The sequence below is a fragment of the Bradyrhizobium sp. Ken64 genome, assembly GCF_055807555.1.
In genome coordinates, this window is the sequence record NZ_JBVVPA010000002.1 from 428,477 (window position 1) to 445,612 (window position 17,136).

14 protein-coding genes are annotated in these 17,136 nt (G+C 62.4%); 5 read left to right on the forward strand and 9 right to left on the reverse strand.

Features of this window, described 5'->3' with window-relative positions:
• Nucleotides 1–19: 19 nt before the first annotated feature.
• The gene (locus AC0L2F_RS05120; RefSeq protein ID WP_231171106.1) at nucleotides 20–331 is read right to left on the reverse strand and encodes a hypothetical protein; all 312 of its coding nucleotides are present in this window, start codon (nucleotides 329–331) and stop codon (nucleotides 20–22) included.
• On the opposite strand from AC0L2F_RS05120, the gene AC0L2F_RS05125 reads away from it, so the two are divergent.
• A complete protein-coding gene (locus AC0L2F_RS05125; protein WP_473247710.1) occupies nucleotides 330–1,115 on the forward strand; it encodes a DUF72 domain-containing protein in 786 nt (261 codons plus the stop codon). The two genes, AC0L2F_RS05120 and AC0L2F_RS05125, sit on opposite strands and share 2 nt — an antisense overlap.
• Here AC0L2F_RS05125 and AC0L2F_RS05130 read toward each other — a convergent pair.
• On the reverse strand, nucleotides 1,112–2,299 hold the full coding sequence (locus tag AC0L2F_RS05130; RefSeq protein WP_473247711.1) for a CaiB/BaiF CoA transferase family protein: 1,188 nt from the start codon (nucleotides 2,297–2,299) through the stop codon (nucleotides 1,112–1,114). The genes AC0L2F_RS05125 and AC0L2F_RS05130 overlap by 4 nt on opposite strands.
• Before the next feature lie 165 nt (nucleotides 2,300–2,464).
• Between AC0L2F_RS05130 and AC0L2F_RS05135 the strand changes: the two genes are divergently transcribed.
• Entirely contained in the window at nucleotides 2,465–3,352 is an 888-nt protein-coding gene (locus AC0L2F_RS05135; RefSeq protein ID WP_456765465.1) for a VOC family protein, read from the forward strand.
• A 238-nt stretch (nucleotides 3,353–3,590) separates the two neighbouring features.
• Here the strand turns inward: AC0L2F_RS05135 and AC0L2F_RS05140 are convergent, their stop codons facing one another.
• From AC0L2F_RS05140 to AC0L2F_RS05150, 3 genes are read right to left on the reverse strand one after another with little or no spacing between them, the layout of a single operon-like run.
• Nucleotides 3,591–4,652 (reverse strand): ABC transporter permease, encoded by a 1,062-nt coding sequence (locus AC0L2F_RS05140; RefSeq protein WP_063993327.1) that lies wholly within the window; start codon nucleotides 4,650–4,652, stop codon nucleotides 3,591–3,593.
• Nucleotides 4,649–6,175: a sugar ABC transporter ATP-binding protein gene (locus AC0L2F_RS05145; RefSeq protein ID WP_473247712.1), complete on the reverse strand. Its 1,527-nt coding sequence runs from the start codon at nucleotides 6,173–6,175 to the stop codon at nucleotides 4,649–4,651. Before AC0L2F_RS05145 ends, AC0L2F_RS05140 begins: the two co-directional genes overlap by 4 nt.
• 60 nt (nucleotides 6,176–6,235) lie before the next feature.
• Nucleotides 6,236–7,201: a sugar-binding protein gene (locus tag AC0L2F_RS05150; protein WP_007607528.1), complete on the reverse strand. Its 966-nt coding sequence runs from the start codon at nucleotides 7,199–7,201 to the stop codon at nucleotides 6,236–6,238.
• Nucleotides 7,202–7,456: 255 nt separating this feature from the next.
• On the opposite strand from AC0L2F_RS05150, the gene AC0L2F_RS05155 reads away from it, so the two are divergent.
• Nucleotides 7,457–8,719, forward strand: a complete 1,263-nt coding sequence (locus AC0L2F_RS05155) for an ROK family protein (RefSeq protein ID WP_473247713.1) — start codon at nucleotides 7,457–7,459, stop codon at nucleotides 8,717–8,719.
• 797 nt (nucleotides 8,720–9,516) lie between these two features.
• Here the strand turns inward: AC0L2F_RS05155 and AC0L2F_RS05160 are convergent.
• Nucleotides 9,517–9,687 (reverse strand): hypothetical protein, encoded by a 171-nt coding sequence (locus AC0L2F_RS05160; RefSeq protein WP_156526760.1) that lies wholly within the window; start codon nucleotides 9,685–9,687, stop codon nucleotides 9,517–9,519.
• A gap of 1,100 nt (nucleotides 9,688–10,787) precedes the next feature.
• Between AC0L2F_RS05160 and nhaD the strand changes: the two genes are divergently transcribed.
• Together nhaD and AC0L2F_RS05170 are read left to right on the forward strand one after the other, a co-directional pair.
• Nucleotides 10,788–12,068: a sodium:proton antiporter NhaD gene (gene nhaD / locus AC0L2F_RS05165; RefSeq protein WP_473247714.1), complete on the forward strand. Its 1,281-nt coding sequence runs from the start codon at nucleotides 10,788–10,790 to the stop codon at nucleotides 12,066–12,068.
• A 139-nt stretch (nucleotides 12,069–12,207) separates the two neighbouring features.
• Entirely contained in the window at nucleotides 12,208–13,428 is a 1,221-nt protein-coding gene (locus AC0L2F_RS05170) for a cytochrome P450 family protein (protein WP_473247715.1), read from the forward strand.
• Nucleotides 13,429–13,770: 342 nt separating this feature from the next.
• Here AC0L2F_RS05170 and AC0L2F_RS05175 read toward each other — a convergent pair whose 3' ends face one another.
• From AC0L2F_RS05175 to AC0L2F_RS05185, 3 genes are all read right to left on the reverse strand, one after another.
• On the reverse strand, nucleotides 13,771–13,932 hold the full coding sequence (locus AC0L2F_RS05175; protein WP_473247716.1) for a hypothetical protein: 162 nt from the start codon (nucleotides 13,930–13,932) through the stop codon (nucleotides 13,771–13,773).
• An 83-nt stretch (nucleotides 13,933–14,015) separates the two neighbouring features.
• Complete coding sequence (gene nhaA, locus AC0L2F_RS05180; protein ID WP_473247806.1) at nucleotides 14,016–15,389, reverse strand: Na+/H+ antiporter NhaA; 1,374 nt, start codon at nucleotides 15,387–15,389, stop codon at nucleotides 14,016–14,018.
• Nucleotides 15,390–15,901: 512 nt separating this feature from the next.
• On the reverse strand, nucleotides 15,902–17,107 hold the full coding sequence (locus AC0L2F_RS05185) for an ABC transporter substrate-binding protein (RefSeq protein WP_473247717.1): 1,206 nt from the start codon (nucleotides 17,105–17,107) through the stop codon (nucleotides 15,902–15,904).
• Nucleotides 17,108–17,136: the final 29 nt, after the last annotated feature.

A 17,136-nucleotide genomic window follows, 5' to 3' on the forward strand; every position in this document is an offset into this window, starting at 1 on the left:
AGCCTCGAACTAGGCCCGCTCAGGAGATCTCGCGCGGCAGCTTCCAGCCCGGCTTCGGCTCGAACGTCTCCTCGACCTGCGCGACGTGGTAGCCGGCTGGCAGAAGCCGGCCGCCCTCCTCGTCCGCGACCGGCACGTCGGTCACCAGCCCCTCGATCAATGCGGCTTCCCACACCTCCTTCTCGGAGGGAAAGGGGTCGCCGATCTGCTTGTTGCCTTCGAACAGCGCGTACATCGGTTCCGGTCCTGCGTTGATCAAGCTCACGAGCAACGTATCGGCCGCACGGACGTTCCCATCCGGCAAATCGCAACGGATGGACACGTCGAACATGGCGCGCGTTCTGATCGGAACTTCCGGCTGGCACTACGCCTCCTGGCGAGGCCCGTTCTTTCCCGAGGGCGTGACGCTGAAGCAGCAGCTTAGCTATTATGCCGGACAATTCGACACCACCGAGCTGAACGGGGTGTTCTACCGCACCCCGACGCCGGAGGCCGTCGAAGGTTGGCGGGCGCAGACCGGCCGCGATTTCGTCTTCGCGTGGAAAGCGTCGAAATTCATCACGCATTGGAAACGGCTGTCGGACCGCTCGGTGAACAGCCTCGAGCTGCTCGAGGATCGCATCTCACGGCTCGGCGGCAAGGCCGGCCCGATCCTGTTCCAACTGCCGCCGCAATTCGAGGCCGACGCGGACCGCCTCGCCGGCTTCTTCAAGCTGTTGTCGCGGAAGCGGCGCTACAGTTTCGAATTCCGTCATCCGAGCTGGTATCAGCCACGCATCTTGCGGATGCTGGCCGAAGAGAACATCTCGCTGTGCCTGTCCGATCATCACGACGCGCCCGCGCCATGGAAGCGCACGGCCGATTTCGTCTATGTGCGCGGGCACGGGCCCAGCGGGCGTTATCACGGGCACTATACGAAACCCACGCTGGCGCAATGGGCGCGGCGCATCAAGTCCTGGAAGCGGCAGGGCTGCGACGTCTACGTCTATTTCGACAACGACCAGAAGAGCGCGGCGCCGGCCGATGCAGGAGCGTTGAAGCAATTGCTCAACGTGCGGCAAAGCGCGGCGATCACGACGGCAAGCCGCCGTGCAGGCGTCGTTGTTCACCGCTAGACGATGCCGCCCTGCCGGAGCGCCGCGATCGCGGCCTTGTCGTAGCCGAGCTCGCCCAGGATGAGATCGGTATGCTCGCCGAGCGTGGGCGGGCGCGTCGCGATTTCGCCGGGCGTTTCCGAGAGGCGGACGGCGGCGCGCGCCACCGGTGCGGGCTTCGGTAGGCCGGGATAGTCGACGTCCTGCATGAAGCCGGCGGCGCGGATGTGCGGATGATCGAGCGCCTGCTGCGGGCTCAGCACGGGGCCGGTCGGAATCATGGCCTTGCCCAGGGTGTCGACGGCTTCCTGCGTGGTGCGCTCGGCGCACCAGCGCGCCATCCGCTCGCTGATGACAGGACCGTTGTTGCCGCGGCTGATGTCGTCGGCAAAGCGCGGATCGTTCAGCCAGACCTCCTCCTCGCCCATCAGCTTCGCCCAGCGCTTGAACAGCGGATGTCCCGTGACCTGGCACAGCACCCAGCCGTCCCTGGTGCGGTAGATGTCGGCGGGCGCCGCGGTCTGGCCGAGATTGCCAGTCGGCACGCGATTGACGTTGATGACGGCCTGCTCGATCAGCGGGGCATTGGTGAAGGACAAGGCGGTTGCGAGCAATGCGCCCTCGACGATCTGCCCGCGCCCGGATTTGCCGCGCGCGATCAGCGCGGCGAGCGTGCCGAACGCGCAATGCAGCGCGGTTCCGAAATCGACCCAGTTGACCGCTGCCCGATAGGGTGGATCGCCGGCGCCCGTCATGTACACCGAGCCCGACATGACCTGGCCTACGCCGTCGAAACCGACGCGGTCGGACCAGGGCCCCGGCCCGCCGAACGCGGTTGCCGTCGTCAGGATGATGTCGGGCTTGATCGCCGTGAGCGAATCGTAGTCGAGCTTCATCGCGCGCAAGGTCTGCGGCGGCAAATTGGCGACCACCACGTCCGCGGTCGCAATCAGCCGGCGCATCACCTCCTGCCCTTCCGGCTTCATCGGATCGAGCGTGAGGCACTTCTTGTTGCGGTTGACCTGAAGAAACAGCGCGCCTTCGCCATTTTCGCCCACCGGCGCCACGAAGCGATCCTCGCTGCCGTCGCGCTTCTCCACGCGAATGACCTCGGCGCCGAATTCGGCCAGCAAGGTCGCGCAATAGGGCCCCGCGATATAGCGCCCGAAATCGAGAACGCGGACGCCGTCCAGAACCCCTCCCATCGATCTCTTTCCTTTGTGCTGTTTGTCAGCTTACAGGGATTGGCATTTGCGGCAAGGTGGCAACGGACGTCACGCCCGCCCTCGAGATGTGATCGGCGAATCATTTCGACTGGCGGAAATTGTGCTCTAGTATGGGCCTGTCCCTCCCGCATCAGAGCCCCGTCCATGCCGCAACAATTCGATCGATCCAAAGAAGATCTCGGCAACGCGATCCATTTCGAGCACGTCAACATCCAGGTCCCGGACCAACGGCTTGCCACGCTGTTCTATGTCGCAGGCCTTGGGCTCACCCGCGATCCCTTTCTGATGGTGTCCGACACCAACATGTGGATCAACGCCGGACGTAGCCAGTTTCACTTGCCGAGCGGCCGGCCGCAGGTGCTGCGCGGTCATGTCGGGCTGGTCATCGCGGGCCGCGAGGCGCTGCTGGCGCGATTGGCGTCGGTCGCCAAGAAGCTCGAGGGCACCGCGTTCGCCTTCGCCGAGCATAACGACCATGTCGAGGCGATTTGTCCGTGGGGCAACCGGCTGCGCTGTTACGAGCCCGACGCCGCGCGCTTCGGTCGCGTCGCGCTCGGCATTCCCTATGTCGAATTCGACGTACCGGTGGGATCCGCCGCGCGCATCTGCGCCTTCTACCCCGAGATCATGGGCATGCCATCCGAGTTGCGGAACGGCGACGGCGCGGTTGCCGCCGTGAAGACGGGCCGCGACCAGCATCTGTTGTTCCGCGAGACCGATCGGCCGCAAGGCGACTATGACGGCCACCATGTGCAGATGTACATCACCGATTTTTCCGGCCCGTACCGCAAGCTGCTGGCGCGCGATTTGATCTCGCGCGAGGACAATCAATATCAGTACCGCTTCTGCGACATCGTCGATCTCGACAGCGGCAAGCCGCTGTTCACGGTCGAGCACGAGGTGCGCAGCGCCACCCACCCGATGTTCATGCGGCCAATGGTCAATCGCAATCCGGCGCTGAACAATCGCAATTACGCGTCCGGCCACGATCAATCGCTTTGGGCGATGGGGCCGGACCAGTACGAGGGATAAGCAAACCTTGCACCTGGCAGCAGCAACGTCGGAAGTCCCGGTTGCAGCAGGGCAGCCCCGCTCGGGGCAGGGCCGCCCGCATGCTCCGTGTGCTGCTCAGCCGGGTTAGCGTCCCTCCCGCCGTTCGGGCTTTGCTTGCTTTGCCTCGCGTCCCTGCCCAAAGCCCTCGAGCCTGAAACGCGCCCCTCCCCAGCGGTCGCCGTCCAGGCAGCCTTGTGTCAACTGGAGCGTGGATCCGTCATGCCAGATCACCCGTTCTCGCCGGCAATGCATCCGCGGCGCGCGGTGCCGCGCCTTGAACTTGCTCCGGCGATGTCGATTTCGGCGCGGCGCGGGCGAGGCCGGCAAGCGCCAGCTTGCGGCGCCGTCGTGCCTGCAATTGCTGATCCGCCAACACGCCGATCAGAATGACCGTGCCCATCACCGCGAAATTCAGTGAGTTGGGAATGCCCAGGATGTTCACGAGGTTCTGCAACACCTGCAGCAACGCCGTGCCCAGCACGATACCGAGAATTGAACCCTCGCCGCCGCGCAGGCTGCACCCGCCCAGCACGGCAGCCGCGATCGCGTAGAGCTCATAGAAATTGCCAAAGGAACTCGGAGACACCGAGTTCGTGTAGAACACGAACAAGACGGTCGCAACTCCGGCGAGCCCACCACTGATGATATAGGCAGTGGCGATCACCATATTCGTGTTGATGCCGGAGAAGCGCGCCGCCTCCTCGTTCTTGCCGACGGCATAAAGCCAGCGTCCGTAGACCGTGCGGTGCAGCACCACGCCGAGGACCAGCGCAAGAATGATCAGGAGAATGAAGGTGTTCGGGATGCCCGCCACATGGCCGGAGGCAATGCTGCTCAGGGTCGCGGCCTCGTCGCCGTAACCGAAGCCGCGGGTCGAATCGCTCGTGTAGTAGCGGGCGGCGCCGCGATAGATCAGCAATCCACATAGCGTCACGATGAAGGGCTGCATCTTCAGCCGGGTGATCAGAAGCCCCTGGATGCCGCCGAGCACCAGCCCGCCCAGCAGCACGGCCGCCAGCGCCAGGGGCCACGGCACCTGGTAGGTCGTCAGAAGGTCGACGAACACGACGCCGAGCAGCGCAAACATCGAGCCGAGCGAAAGGTCGATGCCGCCGGTGATGATCACGAGCCCTTCGCCAAGCGCAAACACGCCGAACAGGCCGATCAGATTGGCCATATTCAGCAGGTTCACCAGCGACAGGAAGGCCGGATTGATCATGCCCGTGATGACGGAAATCACCACGAGCAGCAGGCCGAGGCCGAGTTCTTTTTTGTTCATGGGGCAGCGGCTTCCACGGTTTCCAGCGCCTGGCCCATCGCAAGCCGCAGCACGTTGTATTCACTGAATTGCCGTCGCTCCAACACGCCGCTGACACTGCCTTCGTGCATCACCGCCACGCGATCGGAGACACCGATGACCTCCTCCATGTCCGAGGAGATCATCACGATCGCGACGCCCTGGTCGGCGAGTTCGCGCATCAACGCGTAGATCTCGCTCTTGGCACCGACATCGATGCCGCGGGTGGGCTCGTCGAAGAACATCACGCGCGGCTGCATGGACAGCCATTTGCCGAGCACGACCTTCTGCTGGTTGCCGCCGGAGAGCGTCACCACCTCCATGTCGATGCTCGGCGCCTTGATGGAGAGGCGCCTGACCTGCTCTTTCGCGACCTTGCGCTCGGCTGCGCCGCTGACCAGCCACATCCGCACATAATTCAGCAGACCGGCCAGCGTCACGTTCTCCCGGATCGGCAGCTCCAGCACGAGCCCGGATTTCTTGCGGTCCTCCGGCACCAGATAGATGCCTTGCCTGATCGCGTCCCGCGGCGAGGCGATTGCGATCGGCGCGTTGTCGATCCTGATCTCGCCGCCCAGCAGCGGGTCGACGCCGAAGGCCGCGCGGGCAAGAGAAGTGCGGCCAGCGCCCACGAGCCCGGCCAGGCCCAGGATCTCGCCATGCCGCACGGAAAGATCAACCTGCCGGTCGGGAAAGGCTGATGTCACGACGCCGACGATGTCGCAGCCGCCCGGCTGCGGCGGTCGTTTCGGCGGGGTATACAGCGCCTTCAGGTCGCGGCCGATCATCAGCCTGATCATTGCGGCGTGGCTGAGTTGATCTCGCGCCAGCTCTCCCACCGTGCGCCCATCGCGCAGCACCACGACGCGGTCGGCGCAGGTCATGATCTCGCCGAGCCGGTGGGAGATATAGATCACCGAGATGCCGTGCGCCTTCAGATCGGCAATCACCTCCAGCAGACGCTCGGTCTCCGAAATCGTGAGGCTCGAGGTCGGCTCGTCCATGATGATCACGCGGGCATCGATCGAGAGCGCCTTGGCGATCTCAACCATCTGGCGTTCGGCGATCGACAAATTGTCGACCAGCGTGTCAGGGGTGAAATCTGCGCCCAGACGCTGCAGCAGCGGCGTCACGCGAGCGCGCATCTGCGCGCTGTCCACCAGCTTCAGCGGGCCGCCGACGAGCTTCTCGCGTCCGATGAAGACGTTGGCGGCGACGTCGAGATTCTCGAACAGGTTCAGTTCCTGGTGCACGAAGGCGATGCCGGTCTGCGTCGCCTCGCTCACCGTCATTTCTGCATGGTCAGTTCCGCCGATGCGGATAACGCCCGCGCTTGGCGCGATCACGCCGCCCAACACGCGCATCAAAGTCGACTTGCCGGCGCCGTTCTCGCCGATCAGACCCAACACTTCGCCACGGTACACGCGCAGACTGACATCGTTGAGGGCCATGACCCCGGGATAGGACTTGCTGATCCCGGCGAGTTCGAACAGGATTTCCGCCATTCACTTCCTCCCAACCGACGCCCGACGGCATTCTCGCCGGGCGTCGAAAGGTACAGAGGGTCACTTCTTCAGCAGCTCCTTCATGTGAGCGGTGAACTCCGCGACATTGGTCTTGCTGATCACTTGGGTCGGCACGATCAGCTTGCTGTCGGCGGGAATCCAGGACTTGTCGCCCTTCAGCGTCTTGATGATGTTGGTGGCGGAGAGATAGCCGAATTCGAACGGCTGCTGCACCACCGTCGACTCGATCGTGCCGTCGGAAATTCCCCGCAACGTGCGCTGGTCCTCGTCGAAGCCGACGATCTTCACCTTGCCGGCCTTGCCCGCCGCCTTGACCGCGTCATAGATCAGCGGTGTCTCGTAGCTCCAAAGGCCGGACAGCAGCGCGATGTCGGGATATTTGACGAGCACGTTCTCCATGTTCGCCTTGGCCTTGGCGGAGTCCACCTGGTCCGTGAACACGTCGACCAGCTCGATCTTGGTGCCGGCGATCGAATCCTTGATACCCTGCACTCGCTCGCGGGCGTTGTCCGCGTCCATCGTGCCGACGAACAGCGCAATCTTGCCACCGTTCGGCAATGCCTTCTTGAACTCCTCGCCTGCTTGCCGCCCGGCCGCGACGTTGTCGGTGCCGATATAGGCGAGACGCTTGCTCTGCGGCGCGTCGCTGTCCGTCGTAATCAACACGGTCTGGGACGCCACCTTGTTGAGTTCTTCGGTTGCGTGCGGCGCATCGTCGACCGAGATGGAGATGCCGGCAACGCCGCGCACCAGCAGGTCGTCCAGCAAGCGCCGCTGGCCCGCCGCGGTCGCATCGTTGGTGACGATCAACTGGATATCGTATTCCGGATGCTCCTTTTGAGCCTTCTCGAGCCCGCGGCCGGCAATGGTCCAGAAATCGGCCGCGGCATTGGTGACCAGTGCGATGGTCTTTTTCTGCTGGGCCTGCGCCGCCCCCGTAGCAACCGCCAGCGCAGCTGCGGTCGCAAACAGCGACACCATCAGTTTCTTCATCGATCCGTTCATGTACACCTCCCTTGGTCACCCCCGTTGAGGGGTTTCACAGCGCTTATGCGCCATCTTTTATTTACGTCGCGAACAAATGCAGCAGGGCAAACCAGCCGGATCAGGATGTACGTGCCCCTTCTTCCAGTCTAAATAGTACATACGGTACGATATTAGTAAATATGGCTGCTGCAAACCGTATTCCGATTGTGCTTTTCCGGTCGCATCGGCATCTCATTTCTGCATTAAATTTACCTGATGAATTAAAGAGGCAGCATGGTTGACCAAATTGAGCCGTCCAGGCGCGTGTCGAACACGGCCCGTGAATCCAACCGCGGCCGTCTCGTCGACGTCTTGCGACGCCAGGGGCCGCTGCCCCGCGTGGCGCTGGCCCGAAGCACTGGCCTGAGCTTCCCGGCGGTTTCCGGCCTGACGTCGCGACTGATCGCGGAAGAGCTGCTCTGCGAGACAGAGACGGCGGCAAGCCCCTGGTCCGAGGACGGCGAGGAAGAGGATGCGGACGGGCTGAATGGCCGCCGCCGTGGCCGGCCGGCCGTGTTGCTGACCCTGAATCCGGAGTTCGGGCGCATAGCCGCGGTCTCCGTGCGCATGAACCTGATCGAGACGCTGATCGCGGATTTCCGGGGCTCCGGCGTGGCGCAGTCGCGACTTGCACTATCGACGCGCGCGCTCGATGCAGGCGCGCTGCGCGATCTCGTGATCGCGCAGATCGATGCGCTGCTCGATTCGACGGCGACGCCGCGCCATCGGCTGCTGGGAATCGGCATTGCGCTGCAAGGCATCGTGAACGTCGACACCGGCTCGACGCTGTGGAGTCCCGCGCTGTCGATCACCGAGCTCGATCTCGCGACGCCAATACGTCAGGCGTTCGGGGTCGAGGTCGTGATGGCGAACGACGCTGTCGCGGTCGCGCTCGCCATCACGGCCGCCGAACCGGCATTGGCGCAAGGCCTCTCGGCCACTATCATGGTCGGTCACGGCATCGGGATGGGCGTCGTTGCCGATGGTGAAGCACGCTGGGGCGCCGGCAGCGAGATCGGCCATGTCAAGCTGGCGCCGGATGGCCCGCAATGCCGCTGCGGCCAGCGCGGCTGTATCGAGGCTTACCTTGCCGATTATGCGCTCTACCGCGATGCCCGGACCTTTCTCGATCTGCCGCCGGCGGACTCGCAGCAGCCATCCGAGGGACAGATGGCCCTGCTGCGCGAGCGCGCACTGGGCGGCGATCCACGTCTCGAGCACCTGTTCCTGCAGGCAGGTCGCGCGCTCGCCGAGGCGGTCGCGGCAACGATATCCGTATTGCGCCCACACCATGTCATCCTGGCGGGTCCAGGCCTGATGGCATTCGACATGATGCGCCACGCCTATGAAGAGCGGCTTGAGCAGGCGGTGTTGCCATGGCTGCTCAGGTCCACGGCGATCCATCTGCGTCCAAGCGAGTCGGCGGTCATTGTCGAGGGCATGGTGCGGCGGACGCTGCGGGTCGTCGACCAAAACCACATGGAAGCGACCGAGTAAGCGCCGAGAGCTGCGGCGCGCTGGCTGGGGCGGGAGGGTACTCAGCCAGTTTTCGACCTGTGGCCGCTGAAGCTACGCACCTGAAACGACTGGAGAAAATCCGGGCGACACTGGCAATGTGTAGCATCTTGGTGTCGCACTATCAAGAAACACCAAAACCGAAACGGCGGCGGCAATCTTGAAGCCGTCGCATCTGAACCAACTGGCCACCACACTGTCGTCTCACGTCCGGAGCGACCGCAACACAGGATGAGCGACCATACCGCCCCAAGCTGGAAGCCGTTCATGTCGTGCGGCTTGAGCGGCGCGCGGCCAACGTGTGCGACAGCAGCAGCGCCGCGGGGGAGTCGAAGAAGGCGCAGGCCAAGATGCTTGGGGAAGGAGCCGGTTGAGAGTTCGCGTCCAGCACAATGGCTGTGTCGCAGACACAATGAAGCTGAAAAGCTCAGTCAGCCAGGCATTCCGAGTTCTGTACGCTCCCAGATCACGCGTTCCTTGTTCGAGAATTGGCCGTTACAGTTTGCGGGATTACGCGTTACTTTTGAGGGAAGTAACGCAGCTTGCAACACATGCGGGTCCGGCTCACGTCCACCTCGTCGCGCGACTTCCCTGCCTTGTAAGGACCCGGTGCACAACCTGGCCCCCACACGGCCGAAACGCGGTCGGCAGTTCGGAGCGGCATCACCGCAAACAAGGTAACGGCGGTACGGATTGGGCTGGGAGGCGCTCGACACTCGGGACATCAAGCCGCCGGGCCCACGCCGCTTCTTTGCTTGATCACGTTGCGTGTCGCTGGCCTACTGGTCCTCATGCTCTAACTGTTCGGCAAGTCCCCTGTATTCTTCAGTCAGATCCTTGATCTTTTCAGCGAATTCCGGGTGAGCCGCCCCTTCGGCTAGTTGACGCAACCACACGGCCCTTTTGCGCGACCTTTCGGCGTCAAGATCGATAGGAGCTTTCAGATGCATTTGCTTTTCCTCCTATGCTCACAGAAAAGCCGCCCCGAAGAGCGGCCTTTCCATCCTCGGACGTAATTGTGTGCGGCGTTCGAGCGCCGTCTTTGGCAGACGTTGAAGCATACTCCTACTCCTCGGGCGATCGTGCAGCGAACGAGCCACATCACGACTGAACCTTCCTCGCCCGAGCGGAGGTCATGATAGTCAGGATTTTCCTGACGGGCGACAAGCGATCTCCCGACTGCCCGGCGAGCTGCCAATCGCTACATTTCGTTGGGCCTGAAGTGATTGTTCGTGCAGAGTCCCGTGAGGAACGCATTTTTTGAGGGCGCCCCGGCCGACAACTTTTTGCGCAGCATCAAAAACTACTCGCCGTAGAGCCGAGAAACTCGCGTGCAGGTGCCGGCAAGGCTCGGGCTGCAGGCACCGGCCTTGCGTGCGCACACTCATCTGCCCGCTTCTGTCCGCATGTGCAATTGCTCGATCGACAACTCCCCTCTATCCGCGATCTCGGCGCCGCACGTTGTCGAACCACTGGCTGCTCACAGGAGCAGCTGGGTAGGAGTCATCTAAATGTACGGCACCCTGCTGCTACTCGTCATTCTAATCGCTCTCTCCGTCTTCGGCCTCGTGGCCTTGGAGGTCGCGGCGCGTCGATCGCCTGAAGGTAAACCTCAAGCGGCCAGGCCGAAGCGGCGGCTGAGATAATCCACGTTTCTCGGTCCATTCGCTGGAGATTGCTCAGTCGATAACCGCCGTGCAACGGCGGCTATCGCGGCGCTCTGTCCTTGTCCTTATTTACTCGGTGCTGGGAGGCGAACCGGCGAGCGATCGCTCGAGCCGCCCGTCGCATTCGGAGACGAACCCGGTGCGCCACTCGTTGCATACAGGTAGAGGGCCACGACGAACATCAGAATGGATACGATGCTGACGATCCAGCCAACGGGGCCTTTCGCGCGGGAGCCCCACAAGCTTGATCCGTCACCGTTTGGTTGAGGCATTTTGTTCTCCCAAGCCAACGATACTGGACCGCGGCCTTTCAGCACATGAGGCTTCTTAGCGCAGTCCGGTTCGGGCATGATCGGCCCGAAATTCGGATTCGGAGGTTCGTTTTGCTGGTCGCACTCGTCGTCGTTTTCGTCGTGGTTTATGCCGCTATAGCGCTTGAGCACCCGATCCAAATAGAGAAATCAGCTTCCGCCCTCTTTGGGGCCGGCCTGCTCTGGACGATCTATGCCGTGGGTGCAACTGACCACGAAGCGATCGTCGATCAGCTCCGCGAGACCATCGGTTCGACGGCAGGGATCATATTTTTCCTGATGGGCGCCATGACCATCGTCGAGGTCATAGACGCCCACGACGGATTCGAGATCATCACCTCGCAAATCAACACGAAGAAATTGACGACCCTGCTGTGGCTCATCTGCTCCGTGACGTTTTTTCTGAGCGCCGTGTTGGATAATCTCACCACCACCATCGTCATGGTTTCGCTGATCAGGAAGCTGCTGGACAAGCAAAGTGATCGGCTGTTGTTCGTCGCGATGATCGTGATCGCTGCCAACGCAGGCGGCGCGTGGTCCCCCATTGGGGACGTCACCACGACCATGCTGTGGATCGGCGGCCAGATCACGGCTCTCGCCATAGTCAAGACGCTATTCCTCGCGTCCCTTACGAACATGCTGATCCCGCTACTCATCGTGAATTACCGGTTGCGCGGGCGAACCTTCGCGGCTCCCAAGGTCGATGGCAGCGACGATGCCTTCACGCCCGCCTTCGAACGAAACGTCATGTTCACCCTCGGGGTTGCCATCCTCGTCCTGGTGCCAGCGTTCAAAACCGTTACGCACCTGCCGCCTTTCATGGGCATCCTCTTCGGCTTGGGAACATTGTGGCTCGTCGGAGAGGTCATTCATCGCCGGAAGCAACCGCTGGAGAGAAGGCCGTTGACTGTGGCGCACGCTCTTACCCAGATCGACCTCAGCTCAATCGTCTTCTTCCTTGGTATCTTGCTGGCCGTTGCCACGCTGGAGCACACCCATATTCTAGCCGCCCTTGCAGCCTGGCTGGATCAAAGCATCGGCCGCACCGACGCAATCGTGCTTGCGTTGGGGCTGCTCAGCGCCATCGTCGACAACGTTCCATTGGTCGCAGCATCGATGGGCATGTATGGAATGGGCCAGTATCCACCGGACAGTTTCCTTTGGGAATTCATCGCCTACTGCGCCGGCACGGGCGGATCGATACTGATCATCGGCTCCGCTGCGGGCGTTGCCGCGATGGGAATCGAGAAGATCCAGTTCATTTGGTACATGCGAAAAATCAGCGTACTCGCGCTTCTCGGATACTTCGCCGGAGCGGCGGTCTACATTGTGCAGTTCCGGTACTTTCACTGAACGCAGATTCTTTTCAGTGTGTCTGTCCAAGGATTCAACCCCTCGGCAGAGCGGCTAGTCGCACCGCCCGCACGCGCGGCGTTCAGGACGGAGCACCGCTCAATTTCCAACCACAACAAACAGAAGCGCGGAAGCAGACATGTTCGACGAGCGACGGTTCGACATCTTGTCCCCGGAGTTTCACGCGAACCCTTTTACGACGCTCGACCGCATGCGAACCGAAGGCCCGGTGGTGCGCTTGAGGTTGCCGATCGTCGGCCGCACCTGGCTCGCGGCGAGCCATGAGAGCTGCGCAGACCTGTTGAAAAACAGCCAGGACTTCGCGCGCGATCCCGCCAACGCCGGAAGCAGAACGCAGGAGCGGATATTGAAAGTTCTCCCGAGGACGCTCGGGCTTCTTGCGTCGAACATGCTCGGCCACGACGATCCGGAGCACCGTCGCCTGCGTGCCCTCGTCGACCACGCCTTCCAGAGGCGCACGATCGCAGCTCTCAAGCCGACGATCGTTGAGACGGCCGATCGGCTGCTCGACAAGCTGGACGGCAAGCCCGAGGCCGATCTCATGGCAGAGTTCTGCCGAGATCTGCCCCTTTCGGTAATCTGCGCGATGCTAGGCTTGCCGGAGAAGGATCACGACCGGTTCAAGAACTGGTTGGGCGGCCTGAAGGATACCGCGAATGTCTTTGCGGTGATACGCGCCATCCCAGGTGTGATCAGCGTCGTGCGGCACCTTCGGTGCGTTTCGAGACCCGGCGGCGGGGCGCGGCCGGAGGGGCTGATCGCTGCGCTGCGCGAGGCGGAGATCGAAGGCCAGAGGCTCAGCGAGGACGAAATCGTCTCCATGATCTTCCTCCTCTTCGGTGCGGGACAGGAAACGACCACGCATCTGATATCGGGCGGTCTCTACGCGCTGCTCACGAATAGGGACCAGTTGAGCCGGTTGCGCCAAGACCCGGGCCTGATGCCGACATGCATCGAGGAATGTCTTCGCTACGTCTCCCCCGTGCAGATGACCAAGCCCCGTTTCGCAACCCGGGATTTGATCTGGCAAGGACGCCAGGTCCGGCGCGGCGAGATGTTTGCGGCACTCCTTGCCGCAGCGAACTGCGACCCAGCAAGGTTCGAGAAGCCCCACACATTCGACATCGGCCGCCATCCCAATCCGCACCTCTCGTTCGGCACCGGCGCACACTTTTGCCTCGGATTCCAGCTCGCGCGCGCAGAAGCGTCGATAGGCATTCAGCGCATCCTGGATCGCTTTCCCGCTTTGCGGCTTGCCCGGCAGCCCGAAGACATCAGTTGGCACAAGCGGCTTGGCATCCGCGCGTTGGCGAGATTGCCGGTGCGACTGGCGGCCTAAGGGCCGGTCCGAGAACTGGGCCATCGGCTGCTCGCGCCTTGCCGCCTCTTTCGATTGCCGAAGGATGTTGCGGATATGCCAGACCATGGTGGCGGCATAGACGAGGAGAGCAATGCAAATGCCAGCCGCTAGTTGAGGCGTTGAAAGCGACGCTCTCGTCAGGAAGAACACGATGCAAAACAGGGCGATGACGCCCAGCAACGACGGCACATGTTTCATAGTCGCCTACCAACCCTTCCGGGCGGCCGGAGCGATACTACCCCTTCCGCGCTCAGATACCTCGCCTCGCTCATCCCGCCTCCGGTTCACGAGTCCGTACCAGCACCGCGGCTGATGATACCGTTAGATTTCCCCGTTGCGGGTGGAAATGAGCCGAATGGAAGAAGGACCTTCCACATTGGCGCTCGTGTACGCCTCTGACGCTGCAATCAGTTGTGTGACGGCCAAGCGGTCGTAGGCGGGATGCCGCGGATTCAGGTGCAGGTCCGTCTCGACGAGCATCACCTGTGTCACTCCGGAGGATTGGACCTCGACGGCAAATGACACGAACGAGACATGCGGGGCTCTAAAGGGCATCGGTTGGACTTTCACAAGCGCCGGACTTGGCTGAATCCCCAGCCGAGGCCGAGCATGGCTGCGATGAGCGAGCCGAGAAGGACGCCCAGTTTGGCCGCCGTCAGCAGTCCTTCATCAGAGAAGGCGAGCATCGAGATGAAGATCGACATCGTAAAACCGATGCCGGCCAGCAGCCCGACAAGGCAGACCCCAGCCCACGAAACGCCCGGGGCCAACCGACACCAGCCGAGTCGTACGGCCGCCCAAGTCGCGCCGACGACGCCAAGCGGCTTGCCGGCGACCAGGGCGAGCGCAGTGCCCAGCATCACCAAATGCCCGCCCGCGGGCAGATCGACGCCCGTCAGCGCGACGCCGGCGTTCGCCAGCGCGAAGATCGGCATGATGAGGTATGCCACCCACGGATGCAGCGCCGTCTGCACCCGAGAGACCGGCGGCAGTAGCTCCCGTTGGGCCACGCGCAGGTCCCGCAGTGGTTGCGCCAACCTGTGCGGATCCTTCGCCCTAACCGCATCGCTGCTTCGCAATTGCTTGAGAGCGCGAGAGACCATCTCCAGGGGTGGCTCACGCATGGGGATGGCGCGCGCGGGAGTCATCAGCCCGAGCAGCACACCCGCTAGGGTGGGATGGATCCCAGCCGCCATGAACCCGATCCAAACCAGAGAACCAGACAGGAGGTAGAAAAGCGCAGAGCCGACTCCGATCCGGCGAAAGCCCAGGACGGCGACAACGCCGATCATCGACACGACGAAACCGCCAGGCTGAAGGCCTGCGGTGTAGAAGAGCGCGATGATCAGCACTGCAATGATGTCGTCGATGATAGCCAGAGCAAGGAGGAAGACCCGCAAATTGACCGGGATTCTTCGTCCGAGCAGGGCGAGCACTCCGACTGCGAAGGCGATGTCCGTCGCCGTAGGCACGGCCCAGCCCTGCCCTCGATCCGGACCGGCGTTGAGGCTCAGATAGATCAGTGCCGGGAGGACGACGCCACCAATCGCCGCGACCAGCGGCAGCATGGCCTGGTCCAGCCTGCTCAGCGCGCCTTCGTGGACTTCCCGCCGAATCTCCATGCCCACGACGAGGAAGAACACGGTCATCAGCACGTCGTTGACCCAGAAATGCAGCGAGCGTGAAAAGACGAATTCTCCCAGGGCGATCGTCACCGGAAGGTGCCAGAAATCGTGATAACTGTGAGCCACCGGGGAATTCGCCCAGATCAGTGCAGCGGCGGCGGCAGCGAGCAGGACCGCACCGCTGACGGCCTCGACATGCAGGAACCGCTGAAGGGTGTTGAGGGCCTGTTCCGCCAGCTGCTGGGCTTTCGGCAGACCGTCAAACGGAGGATTGTGGTTCACGGGCGCAGGATCTCCGCGTGGCGGCCCGACCATCGCTTTCCTGTCGCTGCCGATACAGCGAACACCCGAGCCCCGGTTATACATCGCATGGGCGTCATTTCAACCTTCCACGACGGAACACGGCGTCCGGGAAGTCGGCCGTGGAGAGGATCAGGCGGCAGCAGCTGCATCATCCGCCCTCTCGGGCGGCACTCATTCCGAGTGTGTGTGCTCGCAGGCGCTCGGAATCCTTTCAGGCTCAGGAGCGGTACCGGCGCGCTACAACGCCTGGCAGGCTCCGCCCTTGCGCTTGACGGCACGTCCCCGGCGGACTGAAATCCGCCTCTGGTTGGTGTTGCGGGGAGTTCTACAGGGGCTCGGCGCAGCGCTGAACAACACGACACCATAGGTTGCCGCCAGGATCGGAGTTTTGGTCGGGCTGCCCGGCAGCGAGAGAGGAAGCGCCGCGGATGTGCCGCCGCGCACGCCCGCCCGTTACGTACTCCAAGAGGAGCGCACCTGCGGGTGCGCTCCTGCTATGCGACCACGCGGTCGGAACACGACTATCAGTGTGTAACCAGCGGACACGCCGAGTCGGACAACTTTCCGAATGCTTCTTCGCCCGACATAGTGTGAACCAGTTTGTAATAGTCCCAAGGTTGTTTGGACTCATCGGGTTTCTTGACCTGCATGATATACATCTCATGCTCCATCAGGCCGTCGGCACGGATCTTGCCGTTGCTGGTGAACATGTCGTCGATCTTCATCTTCTTGAGCTCCGCCATGACCTTCTCTGAATTGGTGGAGCCAGCAGCCTTGACCGCGTTGAGGTAGCTCATGGTCGCCGAATAGTAGCCCGCCTGATTCATGGTGGGCTCGCGCTTCGTCTTCTCATAGTAGCGTTTGGCGAAAGCGCGGGTCTTCTCGTTGAGATCCCAATACCAGCCGGTGGTGAGATACAGGCCCTGTGCGGTCTTGAGGCCGAGGCTGTGAATGTCGCTGATGAAGGCGAGCAATGCGGCCGGCTTCATCGTCTTGGCGATGCCGAACTCGTCGGCAGCCTTGATCGAGTTAGTGAAGTCGTTGCCGGCATTGGCGAGTCCAAGCACCTGCGCACCTGCGTTTTGCGCCTGGAGCAGATAGCTCGAGAAGTCCGACGTGGAGAGCGGAACGCGCACGGCGCCGATCACCTTGCCGCCATTGGCCTCAACCACCTTCGAGGCGGATTCCTGCAACTGGGTACCGAAGGCGTAGTCGGCGGTGAGGAAGAACCAGGTTTTACCGCCCTGCTTCACCATGGTCTTGGCGGTACCGTTGCCGAGAGCCGTCGTGTCGTAGACGTAGTGCACCGTATAGGGTGTGCAGTCCTTGCCGGTCAGCGATGCGCCGGCTGCGCCGATGGCGATGAACGGAATTTTCTTCTCCTTGGCGACATTGTTCATCGCCAGGCTGACTCCCGTGTTCGATCCGCCGAGAATCATCGTAACGCCGTCGCGATCGGCCCATTCGCGGAATTTTTGCGCTCCAACGTCGGGCTTGTTCTGGTGATCGGACACCATGAACTCGATCTTGTTCCCGAGCACGCTGCCGCCAAAATCCTCGATCGCCATCTTGGCCGCCTCGACGCCGCCGGGGCCGATCACGTCGGCATACAGGCCGGACATGTCGTCGATATCGCCGATCACGACCTTGTTTTCGGCCGCGTGTGCAGTCGTCATCGCCATTGACGCCGCCAGCAACAGTTGAACCGTTCTTACCGCAATGTATTTCATTTGACGTGTTCCTCCTTTTCGATTTCAGC